This is a genomic window from Candidatus Uabimicrobium amorphum (assembly GCF_009002475.1).
Lineage (GTDB): Bacteria > Planctomycetota > Uabimicrobiia > Uabimicrobiales > Uabimicrobiaceae > Uabimicrobium > Uabimicrobium amorphum.
The window spans coordinates 705,239-727,444 of the sequence record NZ_AP019860.1 but is presented as its reverse complement, the minus strand read 5'-3'; the positions used below and the strand labels follow the sequence as shown (position 1 = coordinate 727,444).

Annotated in this window: 16 protein-coding genes; 4 read left to right on the top strand and 12 right to left on the bottom strand. The window is 40.6% G+C overall.

Annotation, left to right across the window (positions count from 1 at the left end; all coding sequences use genetic code 11):
• Window positions 1–118: 118 nt before the first annotated feature.
• Together UABAM_RS02500 and UABAM_RS02495 are read right to left on the bottom strand one after the other, a co-directional pair.
• Window positions 119–562 carry a hypothetical protein gene (locus UABAM_RS02500; protein ID WP_151966418.1) on the bottom strand — a complete coding sequence of 148 codons (444 nt, stop codon included), beginning with the start codon at window positions 560–562 and terminating at the stop codon, window positions 119–121.
• Between the two features lie 153 nt (window positions 563–715).
• Window positions 716–1,270, bottom strand: a complete 555-nt coding sequence (locus tag UABAM_RS02495) for a hypothetical protein (RefSeq protein WP_151966417.1) — start codon at window positions 1,268–1,270, stop codon at window positions 716–718.
• 184 nt (window positions 1,271–1,454) lie between these two features.
• Between UABAM_RS02495 and UABAM_RS02490 the strand changes: the two genes are divergently transcribed.
• The gene (locus UABAM_RS02490) at window positions 1,455–2,141 is read left to right on the top strand and encodes a CPBP family intramembrane glutamic endopeptidase (protein ID WP_151966416.1); all 687 of its coding nucleotides are present in this window, start codon (window positions 1,455–1,457) and stop codon (window positions 2,139–2,141) included.
• Window positions 2,142–2,444: 303 nt separating this feature from the next.
• On the opposite strand, the gene UABAM_RS02485 is transcribed toward UABAM_RS02490, so the two are convergent.
• From UABAM_RS02485 to UABAM_RS02475, 3 genes are all read right to left on the bottom strand, one after another.
• On the bottom strand, window positions 2,445–3,731 hold the full coding sequence (locus tag UABAM_RS02485; protein ID WP_261344000.1) for an IS4 family transposase: 1,287 nt from the start codon (window positions 3,729–3,731) through the stop codon (window positions 2,445–2,447).
• Between the two features lie 158 nt (window positions 3,732–3,889).
• Window positions 3,890–5,152, bottom strand: coding sequence for a WG repeat-containing protein (locus UABAM_RS02480; RefSeq protein WP_151966414.1), 1,263 nt, complete (start codon window positions 5,150–5,152; stop codon window positions 3,890–3,892).
• A 60-nt stretch (window positions 5,153–5,212) separates the two neighbouring features.
• The gene (locus UABAM_RS02475) at window positions 5,213–6,013 is read right to left on the bottom strand and encodes a TraB/GumN family protein (protein ID WP_151966413.1); all 801 of its coding nucleotides are present in this window, start codon (window positions 6,011–6,013) and stop codon (window positions 5,213–5,215) included.
• A gap of 402 nt (window positions 6,014–6,415) precedes the next feature.
• Here UABAM_RS02475 and UABAM_RS02470 point away from each other — a divergent pair, with 402 nt between their 5' ends.
• The gene (locus UABAM_RS02470) at window positions 6,416–7,045 is read left to right on the top strand and encodes a glutathione S-transferase family protein (RefSeq protein WP_173013096.1); all 630 of its coding nucleotides are present in this window, start codon (window positions 6,416–6,418) and stop codon (window positions 7,043–7,045) included.
• 65 nt (window positions 7,046–7,110) lie between these two features.
• Complete coding sequence (locus UABAM_RS02465; RefSeq protein ID WP_151966411.1) at window positions 7,111–9,270, top strand: protein kinase domain-containing protein; 2,160 nt, start codon at window positions 7,111–7,113, stop codon at window positions 9,268–9,270.
• A gap of 53 nt (window positions 9,271–9,323) precedes the next feature.
• On the opposite strand, the gene UABAM_RS02460 is transcribed toward UABAM_RS02465, so the two are convergent.
• From UABAM_RS02460 to UABAM_RS02445, 4 genes are all read right to left on the bottom strand, one after another.
• Window positions 9,324–9,878, bottom strand: coding sequence for a hypothetical protein (locus UABAM_RS02460; RefSeq protein WP_151966410.1), 555 nt, complete (start codon window positions 9,876–9,878; stop codon window positions 9,324–9,326).
• Window positions 9,879–10,005: 127 nt separating this feature from the next.
• Window positions 10,006–11,304 carry a hypothetical protein gene (locus UABAM_RS02455; RefSeq protein WP_151966409.1) on the bottom strand — a complete coding sequence of 433 codons (1,299 nt, stop codon included), beginning with the start codon at window positions 11,302–11,304 and terminating at the stop codon, window positions 10,006–10,008.
• 48 nt (window positions 11,305–11,352) lie between these two features.
• Entirely contained in the window at window positions 11,353–13,992 is a 2,640-nt protein-coding gene (locus tag UABAM_RS02450; protein WP_151966408.1) for a PEP/pyruvate-binding domain-containing protein, read from the bottom strand.
• Between the two features lie 234 nt (window positions 13,993–14,226).
• Window positions 14,227–15,441: a S41 family peptidase gene (locus UABAM_RS02445; RefSeq protein WP_151966407.1), complete on the bottom strand. Its 1,215-nt coding sequence runs from the start codon at window positions 15,439–15,441 to the stop codon at window positions 14,227–14,229.
• A 355-nt stretch (window positions 15,442–15,796) separates the two neighbouring features.
• On the opposite strand from UABAM_RS02445, the gene UABAM_RS02440 reads away from it, so the two are divergent.
• Window positions 15,797–17,305, top strand: a complete 1,509-nt coding sequence (locus UABAM_RS02440; RefSeq protein ID WP_173013095.1) for an ankyrin repeat domain-containing protein — start codon at window positions 15,797–15,799, stop codon at window positions 17,303–17,305.
• Between the two features lie 144 nt (window positions 17,306–17,449).
• Here the strand turns inward: UABAM_RS02440 and UABAM_RS02435 are convergent, their stop codons facing one another.
• From UABAM_RS02435 to UABAM_RS02425, 3 genes are all read right to left on the bottom strand, one after another.
• The gene (locus UABAM_RS02435) at window positions 17,450–18,400 is read right to left on the bottom strand and encodes a calcium/sodium antiporter (protein WP_151966405.1); all 951 of its coding nucleotides are present in this window, start codon (window positions 18,398–18,400) and stop codon (window positions 17,450–17,452) included.
• A 319-nt stretch (window positions 18,401–18,719) separates the two neighbouring features.
• Window positions 18,720–19,706, bottom strand: coding sequence for an NAD(P)/FAD-dependent oxidoreductase (locus tag UABAM_RS02430; RefSeq protein WP_151966404.1), 987 nt, complete (start codon window positions 19,704–19,706; stop codon window positions 18,720–18,722).
• Window positions 19,707–19,711: 5 nt separating this feature from the next.
• On the bottom strand, window positions 19,712–22,150 hold the full coding sequence (locus UABAM_RS02425) for a hypothetical protein (RefSeq protein WP_151966403.1): 2,439 nt from the start codon (window positions 22,148–22,150) through the stop codon (window positions 19,712–19,714).
• Window positions 22,151–22,206: the final 56 nt, after the last annotated feature.

The following is a 22,206-nucleotide window of genomic DNA, read 5'->3' as shown; positions in this document are numbered from 1 at the left end:
TTCGCTAAAAATAGAGTTTCCTATGCGTTGAAGTTTTAGCACATCACAACATCATAAAATAGCAAAAGCGAAATGTCACTTTTTTTATCAAAATTAAGATGCGTATCTCTAAAAGAATCTAATGAAAACTAGCTGCCATTTGTTGTAAAAGAAGCCACATAATCATGGGAACCCCCAAAGCGCATAACAATAAGCACGGTGCAATTAAAAAACCCACACAGGCGCGTCTACGTGCTGCGCTACCACGTATAACTTTTGTGTCACCCAGTACTTTCATACCTGAAGGCGGGAAGCATTGCTCCACATAAATACGTCGCGACAACAATGTCAACCACATCGCAAAACCCATTAGCATTATTGTCATACTACCAGCAATGATCAAAACAAAAAATTGAAATTTGGCAAACGCTTGCTTGGGTTGCTTTTGTGCGAGTTGTTGAATATCGGCAAAAAAGTTTTTACTGAAAAAAATAACGCCCATGGCAAAGCACGCACCGAGAATCAGCATCGCAAGTGCTTTTTTTTTGGCTTGGGGGTCTGCTTTTATGATTTCGTCAGTCATGTTTTTTTCCTGTTATTGTTTGGAAAAGAATATCCAACTGTATTTGGGAGAACAAACGGACACGAGGTCCGCCCCGACAACGCACTGTGTTCGATGTATGTTATTTTTATGCGTGCAACGATTCAAAACACACAGTGCGATACGTGAAATTTGTTACAACTCGGTGATGCGAAAGCGCATCACGCAATAGACTAGGCATCCGAGAAAGAAAGGGATGGAATACATCAACTGTAGTCGATCTAGCTTTTGTTCTGTGTAGTGTTTTCGCTGACAGATGTTGGCAATTCCAAAGCCACCTAAGCAAAATAAAACTGCCAAAATTTGCCCACCGCTATACACACTAATCCCAGAGTAAATAGTTCGGTATGCAAAGGTCAATGTCATGGTGATTCCAAGCCATAGCCAAATATACTGATAGTTATTTTCCTCGTTGCTTTCCTCACAACTCAGTCTTCGCAGAATGGTCAACGAACGATAGAAAGCCACCATAATAAAAATATCGATGAGAAAATATATTTCATTGTACAATATTGGTTGGGGGTGAAACTTTTTATAAACGGAAAGTAAGCGTCCCGCTAAACAAAGGATAAGGGAAATGGCGACGATAAATTGAAAGGTTTTCAACTTATTTTCGCGAAAAATATTAAATGAGAAACCGATGACAATCGAGTAGATCATCAACACCATCTCTATTTTGTATTGTTCCATGTTTTTTCTCCATGAAATGGCCATTTTGTTTATACATGTAGTCTACATATAGCATATCTCATATTGAGCGATATTGCATTGAAATATACATGAATTGGATATGTATAAAATATATACCTATTTTATTTCCCATATGTTGGTAAAATAACACAACAATATTTCATTCAAATTTACAGGAAAACACATGGAAAACAGTAAAAAAATCCCACTGCCACTCCTTGTGGTGGCGGCCTTACTACCAACTATTTTTACATACTTAGCGTTTTCAATACCTGGCTATGAAAAAGTCATTTATTCCATTAGCAAGATTGTCATTATTGTGTTGCCCATTGTGTTGTGGCATCGCGTATGCAAATCTCTCACCGAATTTAAGAAACGCATTGGTTGGAAAAAAACCAATGGAATATACGGAGTTACCACTGGTGTTGCGACCGCGATTTTGATTATTGCTTGCTACTACATTCTCTTTACTTCCTTGGATGCCTCTCTACTATACAATAAACTCAAAGAGCTAAATTTGATTGCGTATTTTTGGATCATGGCGGTCTTCATTTCACTGTGGAATAGCTTTATCGAGGAGTATTACTGGCGCGCGTTTATCCTCAACGAACAAAGTACATATAGTGATAAAAAATTACTGGTGTGTGTGATCAACGGTGTACTCTTTGGATTGCATCATTTTATTATCCTCAACGTGTACTTTGATGTACTTTTGGCGTTGTTGTTTACTGCAGGTGCTAGCGTGGGAGGTTTCTTGTGGGCGTGGCTACGTTTACGCGGAGTGTCTATTATTGATTGTTATATCAGCCACGTATTTGCGGACTTGGCGATTATGTGGATTGGCTGGGATATGATCAGTCGTTTTTCGTAGTAGTCTATAGTGTGCGATGCCCCCACAGGGGGCTGATAAGGGTAGGTTTTTTGTTAAGTGCATACAAAGAAAAGAGATAAAAACTCTTAAACTACAAATCTCCAGGTTGTCATCCCTGGCTTGACCAGGGACCCAGGCGCTTTCAAGTCGAATCTATATTGCTGGTTTCCCGCTTCCGCGGGAATGACACCTCTGGAAAAATTTAGTTTGAAACAATATCTGTTTTTAGACACAAGTACCTTGTGGTAAATGTTTTATAAAAAACCTACCCCTGACAACCCAAGCCCATTGACTTAAGAAAATCTAGTAAGTAGGTTTTCGTTTTCTTTTATAGTAATTAACTTGTTTTCGAGGAGATTTAACTCGGGGTCGAGGGCGATCTTTTCGAATGCAAGTAGGAGAAGAAAGAAAAAGTTGAGTAAGTTTTTCAAAAAGTAAATCAGAGTCATTTTCAAAAAGTAAATCAAGAGCGTAGTTTTTAATGGTATTAAAAGAAACGGATTTATTGACCTGCTGAGGATACTTATTGCTAGAAGTTTTCTGATCAAGAATATCTTGAGCATCTTCAATAAGAATAGATTCAAGACCACTAATGTAAATAGTAGCATAGAAATCTTGTTGAACAGATAGAGTAGTTTTGCCAGTGAAATTCTCAAGGTCAAGACGGTTTTTAATGCGATCAAAGAAAGTTTCTATACCCCATCTAAACCAATAAAGCTCTTTAAAATCATCAGTGGGGTACAATTGTTCATCCACTAAGGAAGAAACAAGGACTTCAACATCACCTGTATCAAGCATAACACGAACAAAACGTACAGAAATTTTCGATGGTAGAGACTGGTCATTAACTAATTTCTTTTTATCGTCAGGAGGTTCAATAGTTGTAATACAGCTCTCAATTTTCTGCTTAAACATTTTGTTTGCTTGATAGAAAGAATTAACAGGACATCTAACTACAAAATTGATACCTTTTTTACATAAATGTGCTAACAGGGTATATGAACAATAACCTCTGTCGAAGAGAATGAGATCATTTTCATTTGCATGTTGAAAGTGTTTGTAAGCAAATAGCTCTTCATCTTTTTTACAGTGTCCTATTTCGCTATCAATTGCGATTTCGTTTAGTAGATCATAAAGTACTGACACTGTTGCAAATGCGTGTGATCCTTCTACACTTATGTTTTTATTTTTATATCTTATTGTGCCAAAATGTTCTTCTATCTCTTTTTCATTTGGAAGTCTTACTTTTGATCCGTCTATTGCACATAGACGAAAACCTTTGTATTTTCTGTAGTCTTCATCTTCATACAATGTTTCAACTACTGCTTGCTTATTTAACTCTATAAAGGCTGTATAATTCAGCTTTTTCCTTGCTTTTGTATATGCTCCTGAGGTTACCGTTGTAAAATTTGTAAGCAAGTCTTTTACGAATTCGTTTAGCCTATTTTGTATTGATTTTATGCTTTTACGTATCATGAATACCATTAATCTTGAAAAAGGTAGTTTTCTTTCTCTTGTAAAGTCTTTTTCGTTTTTACGATGCATTTTTTTGAAACGCTCTGACTCTAATAGTTCTTTACTTTTATCTATTACTCTTTTTTTTCATAATCTCTTCTTTTACTGTTTTAAATTATTTTATACTATATACTTACGCTTAAGTCAATGGGCTTGCCCTGACAACCACAGGGGGAGCCTAGTACATCTGAGACATACAGATAAAGATGTCATTGGTTTGCGAATCGTTGTGTTTAAAAGCCTCGGTATTTTTTATATAGATATCGCTTTATGGATTTGTATTTAACAGCGGCTTTGGCGTAACCGGAAGAAAAGTTTCGTGCTGTGGCGTATTTTGCCGGAATAACAAATTTTCCGGTAGTGTCAATGTAACCGTATTTTTTTCTGTCTAAACTGGCAACGGCAAGTCCTTCTTCGAAAATACCCAGGTCCGCAAACTTCATGGGTATGGTTTGTTCTCCTTTGCTGTTGATGAAACCGCATTTTTTATCGATTGCCACTAGAATACGTCCATCTTTCCACTCAATACTGGCCTCGTCGTATATGGCGGGAATTACTAACTGCCCTTCTAAGTCAATATAGCCATATTTACCATCCATTTTAACACGTGCTAAGTTCTCACAAAACGCATCGACATCCTCATATTGTGCGGCGATCACTTTTTGCCCTTTTTTATCGATAAATCCCCATTTTCCATTTTCAAAAAATCGTGCGCGTCCACAGCTAAAAATATAGTCAAACCCAAATAGAAAATCTGGCATATCTCCGGTCAAGGTCAGCGGAATGACCACTTTGCCTTTGGGGTTAATATAGCCATATACGATGGTTTTTTCTCCCTCTTTCTCTACTGTTTTTCCTACTTGGGCAAGACCGTCATGAAAAGGAAAAGCGTAGTCGTAAGACAGAGGAACGATATACGCACCTTTGCGATCGATAAAACCATGTTTTCCATCCTTTTTCACACAAGCAGCACCGAAAGAAAACGGTTCTGCCTCGTCAAACTCTATTTTGATGACACTGTTGCCGTTTCTGTCAATATATCCATGTTTGTTATGTAATTTGACCAACATTAAACCTTGTCGTTCCGGCGCAACAAGATCGTATTTAAAAGGGATGATTTTGTTACCTCGTGTGTCATAACACCCTGCCTTTAAAACACCACCGATTAACTTTAATGCGAGAATACGCCCATTGATAGCGTGGCCAATACTTGAAAATTCTTTTTGTGGGGCGATAACCCAATTATTGTTTTTATCAATAACGCCAAAGCCTTTGCCCTCCTTAAAAACAGTGACAACACCTTCGTTAAACTCGTCCCACTCTGGGTCAAAGGCAAATTTGTAAACGCGTAAATATTGCGGTTCAATCACCCACTTGCCGTCGCGGTTAATAAAACCCCATTCCATGTAATATTCGTCACTGATGAGATAAAGTGCCGCATAAGCAACACCAACGACCAACGACAAAATAAGAAATACTTTCCAGTACTTGTTCATCTTTTTCCTTAGTCAAAAATAGAGTGTACTTCTTTGGTAGTTACAATATAAATTTTTATTCTAACATTTTTCACGATGAATTTTGTAGCCTTTGTTTCGTAGTAACTCAATCACACTATGGTCACCCACGAGATGAAAAGCACCCACAACAATAAAAGCATTGCCTTCTCGTATATGATGTTCTATTTGCGGCATCCAGTTTTTGTTTCTTTGCCACACGAGTTTTTTTTTCAGTATGTCCGGCATTGTAGCTAGATGGTCTTTGTTTAACTTCTGTGCGTTGCCAGATTTGTACACATCTATCATCTTGTATATTTGCGGCTTGGGGTCGTTGTCTAGTAGTTCCTTGATCATTTCCACATTGTAAATTTCACGTAAAATTTGAGGTACTGTATTCATCGATTCTAAACCACAAATTTTTTTGTTATGCGCTTTTTGTTTTAAAGATCTCTCGACACCTTTCCCATCGGGGTACGCACAATACGTCAGGATCACCCCCAGTTGCCACGGCTCACAATTTTGTATTTGTTTTGCACAGCGCAGTCCTAAAGTTTGCTCCACTTTTTTCCAGTATTCACTTCCCAATGCCTCACTTAAAGAAAGTGAGCAATGTAGTTCTTTACTTTCTTCTTCGTCGCACCTATTTTCAAAAACCACGACACGGCATTTCTTAAGTCTTTGCCATATGCGTTGGTGTATTTCGCGTTTATGAATCCCGGCGTGTAGTGAAGCAAGTAAATACGATGGTGAATCCATCTCTATTTTCCATAACATTGGTCGTGCTTTTTGATTGGTGGTGATTACCAAAACCAGCAATACCAAAATAAAACCTGCCATGCTTATTACAATGTACTCGATCATCTTTGTGGTTATTTCCTGTTGGAATTTTTATACTTTTTAGAAAGTTACTTTACCGACAAAGACAACAAATCTTCGGTGAAATTCATTTGCTAAAACAAACCGAGTTGCCTTTTCGGCGTAATTTGCAAACGACGTTTGCATTTCGGACATTTTATTCGATGTTGATATTTCCATAAATATCTTAACATAATGGCGGTGTAGATAACCACGCCAACTATCGGAAAAATAAAACTAAAATAGTCTGATGGGATTTTGTGTATGGCAGGTAGTTAAGAATTGCCTCATCGTGTAAAAGATATTTTTGATTATATCCAACAAAATGGCCATAAAAAAATTGGAATAGAATCGCGAATGTGCTACAGTAAACATACGGAAAAAAATTTATCTTTTAGGAGATTTGCAATGTTAGAGTTATATGGTTTTGATTATTCACGTTCGCATCGCGGAATGTGGGCGTTAGAGGAAGCGGGAGCGGAGTACAGATACACCAATTTAGACTTTACCAAAGGCGAACACAAGTCGGTGGAATTTTTAGCGAAAAACCCTGGGGGAAAAGTACCGGTTCTTATTGATGGGGACCTTGCTCTTGCAGAGTCAGCGGCCATCGTCACCTACATTGGCGACAAGTTTGCTGAGAAAAATTTAGTTCCCAAAGCAGGTACCAAAGAAAGAGCCTTATATGGACAGTGGATTGCGTTTGTGATTAGTGAATTGGAGCAGCCGCTGTGGATGATGGGACGCCACAAATTTATCTATCCAGAAGAAAAGAGAATACCACAAGTACTAGATCTTGCCGTATGGGAATTTTCTTCGCAAATCAAGGTTCTCGACGAAGGTTTGGCAGACAATGAGTATATCGTCGGCAATCACTTTACCATGGCCGATATTATGGTGGTACACACGATTATGTGGGCACAAAAATTCCAGGTACCTATTGAGTCTGATAAACTAGTGAAATACGCAGAACGTCTGAAAGAACGCGAAGCTCATGCGCGCGTCATCGCCAAGTACGAAGAAAACAAAAAAGAATAGATCGTTTGCGTTAGAGACTTACTGCTAACAAGCTGTTTTGTTAGTAGTAGTTCTAGGAGAGATAAATGAGCGGTGCGAAAGTTTTTAACAAATATCAAATACTCGGTGAATTAGGTCGTGGAGGAATGGGTGTCGTTTATAAGGCCTATGACAACACTCTAAAAACAACTGTGGCCTTAAAAATTATGACCAACAACGAAAAAGAGTATGTGGAACGTTTTTTCGTTGAAACAACAACCGTTGCCAAACTCAACCACCCCAACATTGTGCGATTTTACGAATGTGGTGGTCAACCGCGTGCATATTTTACGATGGAATATATCGAAGGCGCTACCTTATCACATTTTATCCGCAATAAAAGTCTCAAACCAATGCAGTTGGTCGATCTACTGATGCCTCTTTGTGAGGCACTGCACTATGCACATTCACACAAGGTAATCCACCGCGATTTAAAACCGTCAAATATTATGATCACGCGCGACGGAGTTCCCAAGGTGATGGATTTTGGCTTGGCCAAACGCTCAGATATGGCAAAATTGTCAAAGACGGGACAAATGCTGGGCACAGTACATTATATGTCTCCTGAGCAGGTTGCGGGAGAGGCATCGTTTGCCAGTGATATTTATTCTTTTGGGGCATTGATGTACGAAGCGTTGACATACCGCACGGTGTATCAAGGTGAATCGGACATTAATATCATCGTGCAAATTAATGAAAATACGCCCATTCCCCTGCGCCAACTCAATCCTGATATTTCTCCCTCACTGGAAGCGATCTGTTTAAAGTGCTTGCAAAGAAATCCGCGCAAACGCTACAGTGATTTCAAACAATTATTGCGCGAGTTCAAAAACTTCAAAGCACACCGACCCATTATTGCACGCAAGTATAGCTCTTGGGACGTACTTGCGAATTTCGTATACAAACACAAAGTCATTTGCAGTAGTATCGCCCTTATTTTTATCATTTTGTCGTGCTCTTTGGTCATCACCCTCAAAGCACTCGATTATGCAAAGTCTGAACGTCTCAAGGCGCAAAAAGCGGCACAAAAAACCATGGAAGAGAAAGAGAAAACTAAGGAGTCTTTGAATAAAGTGATGTCTATTCTTCGTTACTCGGTGATGAAATACGATGCTTTGGGGCAAGATGAAAAATTTGCGGCGCTATTTTCACAAATTTTTACTGATTTAGAAAGCTATGGTGAAAACCGCGACTGGAACTTTATCAAAGGCTACATCTCTTCGCAAGGTGGTAACACGGCAAAAGGGTTGGAGTACTATGCAAAACAAATCAAAAACAATCCGCAAGATCCACGTGCTTACAACAACCGTGGAGGAATTTATTATCGCTTACAGAAGTACGAGTTGGCTCTCGCGGATTTTAACAAAGCGATACAAATAAAACCAAGTTTAGCCACGGCGTATCGCAATCGCGCCAATGTTTATCGCGATACACAACAACACAACTTAGCACTTAAAGACTATAAAAAGTTTATCGATTTAGAACCACAAGACGCCAACGGGTATATCGATCGGGCCGCTCTCCATCACGATATGGGTCAATATCAACTTGCTCTCAACGATTTCAACAAATCAGTCACTCTTGCTCCCGACAATGCCGAGACATACTATAATCGTGGTATTTTTTATAGCGACATACAAAAGTACCCACTTGCAATTCGCGACTATACCCAGGCCATTCAGTGCAATCCACAACATGCACAAGCATACCTAAATCGTGGTTTGCTGTATACCAGAACACAAAAGTACGATTTGGCGCTTCAAGACTATGCCCAAGTAGAAAAGTTGGAGCCGGAGAGTGTCGAAGTATATACTAATCGCGGTAACATTTACAGTCGTACGAAACAATATGACTTGGCTCTAGAAAATTATAACAAGGCCATCGCCAAAGATTCTCGTGGATCAAAGGCATACTATAATCGTGGCCTTATCTACTACACGTGGAAAGAATACCAAAAGGCCATTGCCGACTTCTCACAAGCGATTGCCATTGACCCTAATTATTTTATTGCGTACCGCACCAGGGGAATGGTTTATTATGAACGCCAGAAATACAAGCTTGCCATTGATGACTTGAACAAAGCATTGTCTATTTCGCGTAATATGTGGGAAATTCACTATTATTTGCATCTGTGTTACCAGAGACTCAACAACACAAATAAATCGCAATATCACTTAAAAAAGTCGCAGCAGTTAAAACGTGGTTAGCCAAAGTTTATAGCAGATGAAAATTTGGGCAGATGTTCTGCCCAAATTGTTCGCTACTTTTTTGGAATTGTTTTTTTGATGTGAAAACTATCGATAAACTCTTTGTATAACGCGTGTAATTTCTCTTTTTCTCCCTCTCCATTTAACGAAACCCAATAAAAGTTTTTGTCTTTGCCAAAAAGGGCAATAATCAAACGACTGTTATTTTTGGCTTCTACTTCCATTTGCGTACCCGGAAGTCCCGAAATTTCTACTTTTTTATCGGGTAGATTTTTTGGTTCCATAAACTTGGGCATCACACTCGGGATAATTTGTTTGCGTATCGATTCCACGGTGGCCGCTTTGCCTGTTGGAAAAACACGCATTTGCAACGCCAATGGTGGACCTTGCTTTTTCGCCGAAGAATAGGCGGTCATGATGTAACCGTCCGCATTTTTATCCTTGTGTGAAAAAGAAATTTCAAATCCCACTGGTAGATGAAAACTAACGCGTCCATCGAGTACCTCTACTTTTTTTGGTTTTGCTTTGTCATTGGTTTTGTTTTCGTTTGCCTCTTGTGCCAACAATAAGGAAAGTGTCATTGCCAAACAACAGAATATAATTCTCATTGCAACTCCTTTGTATGTTCTGTTATCAGTTATCATTTTGTTTGATAGGTATACTATAGATATTTATGCAAGACTCTTCGTTGTTATGCAAGCCTAAAGTCAAAATCATCCTCCCATAAAAAAATACCTATTTTTTGCGATAGGAAATGGAAAATGAAATATACGGTGGGGCTTGGTGACAGGGAATATTATTGGTAATTGCTGCTCCCCATCCATTCAGTAAGTCGTTACTGGCAAAATAAAGAGTTTTTTGTTCGCGCGGTTTTAAAATCAATGCCAGCGGTTTTTCGCCTTGTGGTCCATAACCGACGTAGCGAAATACTTTAAGATGATAAATCGTATTGTTACGTACACTAAGTAGAGTCCCTTTACGCATAGGATTTTTACCGGAATAGTGATAGTTCGTACAAATATTTTTCTTGAGATTGATCACTCCTGTTGTTGACGATGGCTGCGGGTTAGGTTGTGGCGTATTTTTGCCATCCTTGGTGTCTTTATTGTCTTTCTTTTTTTTCGGGAGAAGAGCCCACACCTCGTTGGTATCTTTATGAATGGCAACAACAGACGCCTTGGTGTGACTACTCGCGACGATTTTTCTAGCCGGTCCCCATATTTTTTGCCATTTGTTTGGTGTTCCCAGGTATTTATAAATACCATCGTTTGTCGAAAGAGCGTATATATCTCTTCTGGTAACGGCAAACATTTTTCCAGGCCCGCCGATCTTTGTCCATTTTGCGGTGCGCGCATCGCGTAAGTACACATCGCCAGAAGAAATATTGGTGGCTAAAATTTTGTCACTCTCAGGATTGCAGTAGATTTTTCGCGCAGGTCCACCGATTTTCGTCCATTTAGATTGTGTATAGCGATATACGGCACTACCATCGTTGGGAAAACGATGCAAGGTACTTTTGTTTACGGCGATTGCGTACGGTGTATCGTCGTAGCCGATTTGAAAATCTCTCATGGGTCCACCAATGTATTTCCACGGACCAGAACGACCTGATTTTTCGTACCAGCGTTGCGTCGCCGCATTCATCGCCCACAACCTGATACTTCTTCTCCCCGCACGAATCTCTTGCGCTGGCCCACCTAATTTGACCAAATCGATATATCTACGCAACATGCCGTTGCTTTTTTTACTATATTCGTCTAAAAAATACACCCCTTGTCTGTTTTTGGGCAAAACGTAGCAATGGCGCCCTACGACTATTTTATCAGCAGAAAAGCCCATCCTCTCCCATTTTCCCGGTGTATGACTCCATTTGAAAATTTGATTACCTTGCGGACTAATAGCGTATAGGCTTCCACTTAGGGCTATATCGCGCGTTGGCCCCCCTATTTTTACCCACTCTCTTTCCACTTGCGTATGTGTTAAAGAGATGAGGGTACTACAAGTAATCAGCCAAAAAATAATATGTTTTTGCATGTTGCACCTCGTGAAGATTGTTTTCTTTCTCAACCATCTAGCGACAAACTAACTACGTGTTAGTATCTTGATAACTCCATGGGAACCGTCGACTTCCAGTTCATCTCCATCTTTAATAGACGCCGTAATATTCTCCAAACCACTCACACACGGAATACCATATTCACGGGCAATGATCGCTCCATGTTGTAATGGGCCACCAACTTCGAGAACCACCGCAGCTGCATTGATAAAAATAGGCGTCCAGCTGGGCTCTGTCGCCCGGGTAACTAAAATTTCTCCTTTTTCGAGAGGTTTTTCATAAGGACTGTGCAGCACCTTTGCTTTTCCTATAACAGTGCCGGGAGAAATAGCATCACCAATAAGTCCTGTGCCCTCTTCTCGTGGTGGGCGCAAAATTTTTCCGCGACTGTCGATGAGTTTTGGCCAGTTTTTGATATGCTTTACCGTAGCATAAGCACGCAAGTTGTCTGAAATGAGCGTCGTTAGTTGCAGTTCGCGATTTTGTTGCGCCTCGGTAATTTGCTTAATCGTCAAGTCAAATACTTGATTTACATGCTGCAAACGTCCCTCGTTCACAAACTCTTCTCCGAGTTTTAAAGCACGACGGCGTAGCATGTCTACGGCAACAATATAGATGTATTTTGGATGTTCACGATAACCAGCCATATTATGTTGAATTTTAGCATAACGGCGGAATTTTTTTTCTTTACCGCGCTTTTTAGCAATATCAAGTAATTCATTGTACGCTTTTTCACGTCTCTCACTTACGGTATTAATGGCGTTTTCATCAATATTAATATGCTTAAGACGTTGAAAAAACTCTTGTTTATTTTCATAAGAACGAGGGCTAGCGATATCAATTTCCTTCATCCCGCGGCAACCAAATTTGTTCATGTATTCCTCATACGCTTGCAAAAAATCTGTGGAATATGCATGGTTATTTAATTTGTGCTCAAATTCTTCAGCAGTTGTTGTTTCCTGAATTTCGGGATACGATGCAAGGCGCACCATAAAATGTCCCATTTCCGAAGTGGGGTTACCCGGTAAATCCATATTGAGCGCCACGAGTAAATCGGCAACGTCGTCATTCTTAAACATCTTACTTAGCCGCCACCTTGCAAACATAGGCGCGACGAGAACACCGGCGAACATCACGATGTTCGTAAAACAGTTGAGACCGTTTTCCACCAATACCGCAAAGGGTTTGTCTTTTTGTAACTCACTTTTGCAATACGCACAGATTTTTTCGCTCTTTTTTTTGTATTTTTCCAGGGCTTTTTGGCTGCGAAAAATTCCACCACAAATCGACGGGAAAAGTATGAAAATTCTTTTGAGTACATTCCACATAAAGCCTTTCATCCCCCGAGGTTTTTTTGCGGGAATGTATTCCTCAATATCTATGCTTTCGAGAATTTTCTTTAACGGCCTTTCATATTGCGAAATGACTTTGGCATAGCCTTTCCCAAATCCGCGCAACATGTTTGACAAATGAAAGTATTGTCGCCCGTGTATATTCCAAATCACTCCATCTGGTCCCACGGGCAAATTTTTGGCCTTTTGCAGCATTTTCCCCCAAATCTCCAGACCCAAAACAGAGAACGGTTCCGAAAAACCTTGCGTTAAGATAACAATGTCCATGTATAACGCCTTTTGTTCCCCTGGTTTTGTCACCATTTCTGGAAAAAGAGGTAAATATGTCGTAATCGGGCGCGATTGCAACAGGAACAACTGCTGTTTTTCAAATGCCCACTCGATATCCATAGGCTGAGCATAATGTTTTTCACATGCCGTTACCAATTCTGTCACCGCAAGCATTTGTTCTTTGGTCAACGCCGCTTTGTTTGGATTTTCATTATTCTTTTGTTGTGTACCACCGTCAGGTTGCAACCACAAAGCGTGTGACTTTGACGCAATTTTTTCCTGTAATATTTGCCGCCTCACTTTTTCGACAACATACATATCGGGAATAACCTGCCCCGCGACAACGGTCTCCCCTAAGCCAAAGTTGGCGTTGATTACCGCTTCATCATAGCAGTTGTTTTGTGGATTGAGCGAAAACGCAACGCCGCTGATTTCGCTGGCAATCTGTTTTTGGACAATCACAGCAATGCGTGGGTTATTTATCGCCAGTTGTTGTTGCATTTTATAGTGGACAATACGTGCATCAAATACCGAGCGAAAAGAGGTGAGAATTGCATCGGGTAATTGCTCTTTAGTGACTCCAAGAGTCGTTTCATAACCGCCGGCAAAAGAAGTACCTTTGAGATCTTCTTCCGGAGAAGAAGATCGCACCGCGAAGACGTCACTTTTCTCAAAAACTTGCAAAGCTTCTTGTAGTACCTTTTTTTGCTGCGCGTCAAAAGACAACGCAATTTCCTTTAACGCATCGCACTTTTCTTTGACGATTGCGCTATCGATTTTGTCTTCGGTATAATGTTCGCATGAAATGGTTTGCAAAAACAATTTCCACTCAGGGCACACCTTTACATGCTCCAACCACGGCATGAAAAAGTCAACACTCAATACAAATCCTGGTGGAACGGGAAAACCAGCGGCTGTTGTTTCAATGAGGGCTTGCGCTTTTCCCCCCACCTGTGCAATGTCTGTTGTGGGTTTGTCGTGGAAATGATAATAATTTGCCATGGTTACCTCGCTGTGAAGTCGTTTTATTTTGCCTGTAATCATTTCCTATCACCTGTGCAACTATCGTTCCACATCGTTTTTTGCAAAAAGTGATTGTTGTCATAAAGTTTATCCAATGAGACAAAGTAACGAGGTATGTTTTAACACTGTAAATGGCATGGGCAGCGTGTTTCCGTAGTAAAAATTTCCAACATTTACTACATAGTTCTGTTTATTACCCCTTTTATAGATAAATTCTTCTTGTAAACGACTAAAATATCGCGTTACTGCAATCAACTATTTTGTTAACATGCCATGCAACTCAGTTATAGCTCTTTGTAGTTGTGGATCGTTTTCATGGTACTTCAAAGGATAATCAACTTCCACATCTGGCTTAACCCCCTCACCTTCAATATCCACGCCATCCAAAAGTACCCCTTTTACAGATAAGAACAGCATATAATCCACATCCTTGTCGGCAAAAACGCCTTTTCCCGCCACAAAAGCTCCCGCGGTGGTTTTGCCAATTAAAGGAGCACGTTTTGTCTTCTTAAACTGAAAAGCCAGAGACTCCTTACCACTTCTTACCCCTTCATTGATAATCACCACCAGTGGTTTTTGGTAACTGTCTACATTTTTCGTCGCTGGAGTGACGATATGCTGTTGTTTTCCATCACGCGCGATAATTGTTGCCTTAAAGTACTGAGATCTATCGGCAAAAAACGAATCGAGATAGTCCCACCACGCACCACCATAGCCATCGCGAAGGTCGAGAATTACGCCATCGGTATCGGCAAAATTTTGGCTAGTCACTTTCTGTAGAAGGCGTAAAAACTTCACATTCGTACCACACCATAAACGAACATAGCCCATTTTTTTTCCGTGGTACTCGATTATTTTTACGCTGTTTTCCATGGCGCGATAAAAAGCATGATGAAGTCCGCCCTTCACCACCATAACTGGCACCTGTATTTTAACACCGTTGCGTACCACACTTAAAATGACTTTTTGATCTTTTTTGCCTTGAAAACTAAGAAGCGCTTGAAACTTTCCCCCATCTACGGCAGTGATGATATCACCTCTTTTTAAGCCAGACTTTTCTGCGGGGAAACCGTGAAGAACTGATCTGATCACATAGTTGCCGTTTGTAAATTGTAACTGACAACCAATGTGCTCCACTTCGGGCTTTTCGATATCTCGTGTGGAAAACAAAGAACGCAAAAAATAATAGCTTGCATGGCGCCGATCTAAAAATAACGTATGTGAAATGTTTAAACTTTTTAGAAACGGGTTAATTACGTCGCTCAACTCTGACCTACTCTTCGTATTTTTGATTTTCTCTTTTAGTTCATTGTATTTTGCCACGGTGAATTTTTGCTGTAATTTCTGCGGATAGATACTACTCTTGGAGATTTGCCATACTTGTTCAAAAACTTGTAAATTTGTTTCACGTTCTTGGGCAAAACAAATCGAAAAAATAACCACAGTGCACAGTGTACAAAACTGCTTCATCTTAAAACTCCTAAATTAAGTATTTTGACAACGGAAACCTTAGTCAATTATATCAGCAATCGTATTGGCAGTTGTATCAAAAATCACATGGAATTGTCATGCTCTCTAATGTGATAACCATCTTAATTCAGTCGAGAACACAAATGCAAAACCACGATTTAAAATGACTTCGCTTCCAGGTGCAAAAAGAGATATAATAAAAAGTTAGAGTGGCGATTGAATAAGACATATTCAACGCAAAATACGCATTATATTTTGAATCAATCGTTATTGCTTAGCAAGAAGTGCATGCCTAATTTTAAATAACCTAAAAGATTAGGTCATGAGGTTTTGCGGCTTAATTTTGGAGGATAGCATGAAAAAAACTCTAATAGTTACCATTTTGTTGGGTACCATTTCAACACTCAATTGGGCTCAAACTGATCTAGAATATAAACTCTACGAGGCTATTGCTGGCAACAATGTAAAAGAGGTCAAACGGTTAGCGAGTGAAGTAAATGTAAATAAAAAAAATTTGGGTGAGGAAATTGCCGATATTTTAACTGGCAAAGAAGTTGATATTGATATTCGTTTTTATGATGAATATACTCCCTTAATGATAGCTGCTGAAATAGGAAATTTGCATATTGTTGAAGCTCTAATAGAAGCGAAAGCGGATGTGAATGCAAAGTCAAAATACGGTATAACAGCTTTATATTCGGCCGTAGTAAATCAGCATGAGGAAATTGTAAAAGTTTTAGTCCGCGAAAAGGCAAATGTGGATGTAGATCCGAAGAATGCTCCCTCTGCCTTTGACCATGCAAGTAAAAACAACGACGCAATAACAAGTATTTTGAGAAAAGCGGGAGCAAATGGTTGGACTCCTCTCATGAATGCCGCTTTTGATGGTGACCTAGAGAAAGTACAGTCTCTTATTGCGGCAAAGGTAAATCTTGAAGCAACAGAAAATCGTGGAACAACGGCCCTAGCCTTCGCTGTTGTCAAAGGCCACAAGGCGATAGTGGATGCATTGATTGCTGCTGAAGCCAACGTAAATGTAGAAGTAGGAATGCACACGCCTTTAATTATTGCTGCGGGAGAAGGTCATCAGGAAATTGTAAAGACTCTAATTGCTGCCAAAGCCAACGTAAATTTCCGTAACCCGTACACTTTGAAATCCGCATTGATATTTGCTTGTGAAAAAGGCCACAAAGAAGTTGTCAATGTCCTGATTGCTGCCAAAGCCGATGTAAACGTAAAAAATCGTGAAGGAAAAACTCCTTTACAAATAGTCAATCGCCAAGGAAATAAAAAACTGGTACAAATATTACTTAAAGCTGGTGCAATCGCTCCCAAAGAGGGACTTCCTGTTTTTCCAGAAATTCCTGATTGGGCAGCAAAAATAGCAAGCTCGTTTGCAAAGGGAGATGTAGATTCTTTTGCTAAGTACCTCGATGAAAAAGTTCTTTTTATAGAAAATTCCAAGTGGCTTGCCCCAAGAGTAGGCTTTATTGACGCTCCTGTCGCAAACCAGTGGAAATATAACCCACGAGTATATGATACGAAAGCAAAATATATTAACAAACCAAGAATGATCAAAACATTAAAGAACATTATGTCCGACAAAAATGGAAATTTTCCTAAACTTTTGATGTGGAACAACTATCATAAAAACTTGGATTTTATAATAGCCACATCAGACAACGCAATTTTTTCTTCTGATAGACACAAAGCACAAATAAAAATAGCAAATATAAAAAAAGAAGATGCTTTACTCATTAGCTCTTCTTCTAAACGAGGTTATCCTTTTATGTTTGTCATAAGAAAAATAAATGACGAAAATAAGGTGATTATGATGTATTTAGGACCTATAAATAATAATTGATGTAACAAAAATTCCTAAAGAAAATTTTTCGTTTTGAAACGGATATTGATCTCCGTCATATTTGCCATCTACAAAAATGACAAATTTTGTTCGTAAATGGCTCCCACAAACCTAACGTTGTAGTGGGAGCCGCTGGTAAAAATCTTAAATATAACCAAATACGCTTGTTCCCATAAATAATAAATAAAAGGCCACTAAGAACAGAGCTTGAAATCGCCCCAAATGCCCTTTGTTGTTCAACATAAATAGCGCCGTAAGTGTAATCACCAATAAAATAGGTATGTCAATGGTGAGTACTTTATCGCTAACCGCAAAGCCACTGATACTGGCTCCTAGTCCCAAAGAAAGCAGTGGATCGGTGATGTTCGAACCGATGAGGTTTCCTAAAGAAATCTCCAAGGCTTGTCGTCGAATCCCCGCGACGGAAATGGCAAGCTCAGGTAAGGAAGTTCCCAAACCGATAAAAAGGCCGATCATGTAGTCAGGTACATTGAGTGCTTTGGCAATCGCAACACCGTTGTTGACAACAAGCGCCGACGAGAAAATCAAAAAGATACAACCAAACACCACAAGAGCGATATCGCGAAAAAGTTGATTCGGTAGTTCAGATGTTTGTTTGACGGTGTCTTTTGGTGGTTTCGTTGAATAGAGTAAATAGGCTAAATACACAATGTACATCAACGATAAAATAGCACCTTCTAATTGGCTGATGTGATTATCCCACGAAGCAATAAATAACGCGAGAATGGCAATAATCATACCAATACCATCACGGATTAGCGCTTTGCCGTCCGGTCGCAAAGTGGCTAAAAGTCCGACAATCCCTAAGATCAAAGTAATTTGGCAAATTTGTGACCCCACGATGTTACCCACCGCAATACCAGAACTCGTCAATCCCATCCGGATCGCCACTCCAGCGCCTAAATTGGTGGCTATTTCCGGCAATGAAGTCCCAATAGAGACAATGGTAAGACCGATGACCATCTTGGAAATCCCCAGCCTTTTCGCCATACGTGTGGCAGCATTTACGATAATGTCAGAACAGTAGATTAATCCACCCACGCCTAAAAATATCAAAAGAAATTCTTGAATCATTATTGTACCTCATAATATGAAATTAACGTAACTTCTCGTTCAAATAGAACAGTAAAACCGCCCCACATCTTAAATACGTGGTCGTATTATTATATCACCTGTATGCAAAATTACTATTTTTAAACGCGCTGTTTACAAAACGACAAGTCGCCAAATTTACTTGTGTAATTCGATCAGAGACGCGCGATACTCCATAAACTCCGTCATATTTGTTTCAATACATTTTGCAAAGTGTTCTTTGGCTTTACTTTTATTTTGATGGATAAGGAAGTACTGACCAAGGTAAAAATATCCTTCATCACCACACTTATCATTGTTTTTATTTACACATTTCCCATTGCGCCATTTTGCGGTATAGATCTTGCAGATGGCCAACATCTGTCTCGCACCAGGCTGCGATCCAATTGTTGTAATAATCAATTGCATCGTCTTCACCAATACGGCGCAGGGCAATATTTTGAATGAGATAGCCACACATAATACCTGACATCAGTGCCTTTAACACACCGTGTGATGAGGAAGGGTCTAAAGTAAATGCGGCGTCACCACCTGCGAAGTAGCCGCGGCCAGCGGCGCGGTGCATTTTTCTCCATGTGACATCGGACTTTTGTCCTCGCGTCACGTAAGAGCTATTACTCGCCGACGATTTCCAAGGTAAATAGGTCCACTGATACAACTGTGGTTGAATCTCTGCTCTCCACAACCAATTATCTTTGTTCCATATAAACTGAGGTTGCTCTGTTACGCCTGGATTTTCAGTTGTGTATCCAAAATGCGTAATCAATGTTTGTGATAACGGGATGACAGGCAACTTCATTTTTCGTTGCAACCAGTGGCTACCTCCGCTACCGTCAATCACGAAATCGCACATGATTTCTTGATGATCGGTACATACTCCCATAACACGTGAATTTCGCTTGATAACCGACCTTACCGTTTGTGGCTGTAAGACAATCGTTCCCAATTCTCGTGCACGTTGCAAAAGAATGGCGTCCAAATCACGACGTAGAATTTGGAACCCTTGCCATTGTGGGTTTTCCTCACCTCCGTAGAACGCAAAATTCTCTTTTCCTCGGTGATACGTGTGTATTCCCTTTGGGCGTATAGGGTTTAATCTTTCTATCTGCTCATAAACCCCTAGCTGTTTTAGTAGCGATTCGATACCAGGATGCAGGGTTTCGCCGGGTCTGTCTCGGGGAAAAACTCTTCTCTCCACAAGTATCACTTCGCTATTTTTTATTTTAGCCAACTCGATGGCAGCAGACGCTCCCGTGGGGCCGCCTCCGATAATTGCGATACGTACCATAGTTACTAAAACTCGTACGAAGTCCACGCTCCCGTTTTGCTGGAGCCATCTCCTAGCTTGAGTTTCATCAACACCGGTCCATCACCAACAAATATCGTCCACCAATACTGAGTGCGATACAAGGCACGATGGTGATTACCGACCATTTCAGGTCCTTCTACATTATCAATAATGTCTCCATTTTCCAATAATTCGCGATCGGCAAAAATTTTAAATCGATAAACTGGTCCTTGCAAAACACCATTGGTGTCGCTTTGTGCTTGTTTTAGCTCTGCGTCCGTCGCGTCTACCTGTGTAAAAGAGAAAATATGGAGATGGTAGGTATATTCTCCGGGTATGTCCCTTACCTCATCTAGTGCTCGGTAGCAGCGCTGCATCGCCAAGATGCGATCTTGGTATTCCCCCCCAGTAACTTTGTGTACGTTGGCAACACTAAATTGATTATCAATGGCATTACGTGTATAGTCGGCATGCGGATAGTCGGGGTAATTTACCGTTATTCCTTGTGCATCTTCTGCGACAACGTGAGGACCCATCACACCATCCCACGCGTTCGTTCCGGAGGGGATGCCCATTTCTTCATCGGTCATCGGACAAACCGTTCCCCCGCGAGAAGCTACCTTGAAAAAAGTGCGATTGGTGTCTGGGGAAGCTGCGGGCCAAAATGTACTTAAAGCAGCACACAGTTTGGCATCTTCCGGAAAAGGACTTCCCAAACCATATGTGGCGAGGTGCTTGCGATTTTGATTCTCTATTTTGACTTCATCATAACTAACATCCCATCCGGGAAAAAACGTGTCGGAGGCGGCATCTGGCAAGTACGAAAAACGCGACACTGGCTTAGATTCTTGCGTTATGGTTGCTTCCGTAGCACGCGGTACAAAAACAATGGCCGTTATCGTATCGTCATCTATGGAAAAAGGTGCATCGGGCATTTGCACGTTGGGTGCGCAACGTTCATCACTTAGCGGCGAAGGCGAACCAACCCATAGTCTTTTCCACCTTTGCTGATCAATGAGGTCCACCCACCACTGCGGTAGCTTTCCCTCGGCGGCAAGTTTTGGTGCATCGAGCCACCACTCGTAAAGTTGACGCTGATTCACATACGGAAAAAAGTCAGGAGCCGCGACAATCGAGAAGGCACTGATCACATCTATCGGTTGATTTTTATAGTGGATTTCCACACCGGTGTTACGGTCAGAAACTTCGCATTTGACCCAACCATCACCGGAAAAGTCCAAGTAGTGGAGCGCTTCATAGTTGCCGGCATTTGCGATATCAACAACGTCGGGTAGAAGATTGATATCTTGCGCAGGATTTTGTTTTTGGCGAATGTGCACATATTCGGGACACGAGCGCCCGCGAAATAATTTCAAGGAGAGTGTCGGAGAATTGGCATTGTAGAATCCCTTGGATGGCATCGGCGGCGAGGTAAATGTAACCGGATTGTTTTGCTGTGTGGCTTCTTTCACCAGCGGTTGTGCTGACGGAAATAAAACACCTTCTCCCCACTCTATGGCGTTTGCCCAGTTCGCAATGCCCTTTTCAAAAACATATGGTGGTGAAGTAAGTTCTTTGTCAGTTAAATTCGAGTGTCCATGCTCGCGTAGATACGTCGCAAATTTTGCCAACTTTTGATTGAAATGGCGCATATCCCACTGCAAATCTAAATTTAAATTTTCAATACATTGTGTCCCCGAGAATAACTTGTGAATGGGAACCCAAAAAGAACGCGCGCGATCAGAACCTGTGCTACGCATCGGGCCAAAAATTTGTGGACGTCCAATACTTTGAACGGCGATAAAAGGCACATAACGACAAGGAAGAGCACGTATATCATGTGCAGCATCTCCATCAGAAAACAGCACAAAACTACGCTCTTTTCCTTTGTAATGCGGTTGTTTATTCCCCACTCTTGAAATCCCGGTTCGCGATAGACAAATATCCGCGTGTTTTTTATGAGGAGTATCCGCTCCTGGACGATATTCTACAGCATAGACCACCACGGCCAGCTCTAAAGCGACATTCGATGAAATTTGCAGTAGTTTTCGTGCTTTTTCAGCGATCGCATCTATGGTGAGCGACTCAAGAGAAAAAATATAATTCTCCATGACGTCAAGGTCACGCCACGCAGGAAACATCGTCAATTCCGTACCATTTATTTCCGTAACGTTAGGAGAAGCGCAAGCATGATACAACAAACTATGGCACAGGCTACCGCTGGTGACCATGGTATTGCTGTCAACAGCAAAGTCCTCAAATCCTGGAATAGAACGATTCACACTTAAGCTCGTATTCAACAAAGCTTGTTGAAAATCATTTTCCGACATTTTTGCGATGTGATCCGCGGTAAACGGCCACCCATGCGCGTGAAAAAGCTGTTCCCACGCTGGGTCGTTTTTCATAAGATTTATCATGAAATTTTTTATATTGTTTATTAGCATGGGAACTCCTTGGACTAGTCTAGTTTAGAAAGCATGGTTCATTTTTTATTTCGTGT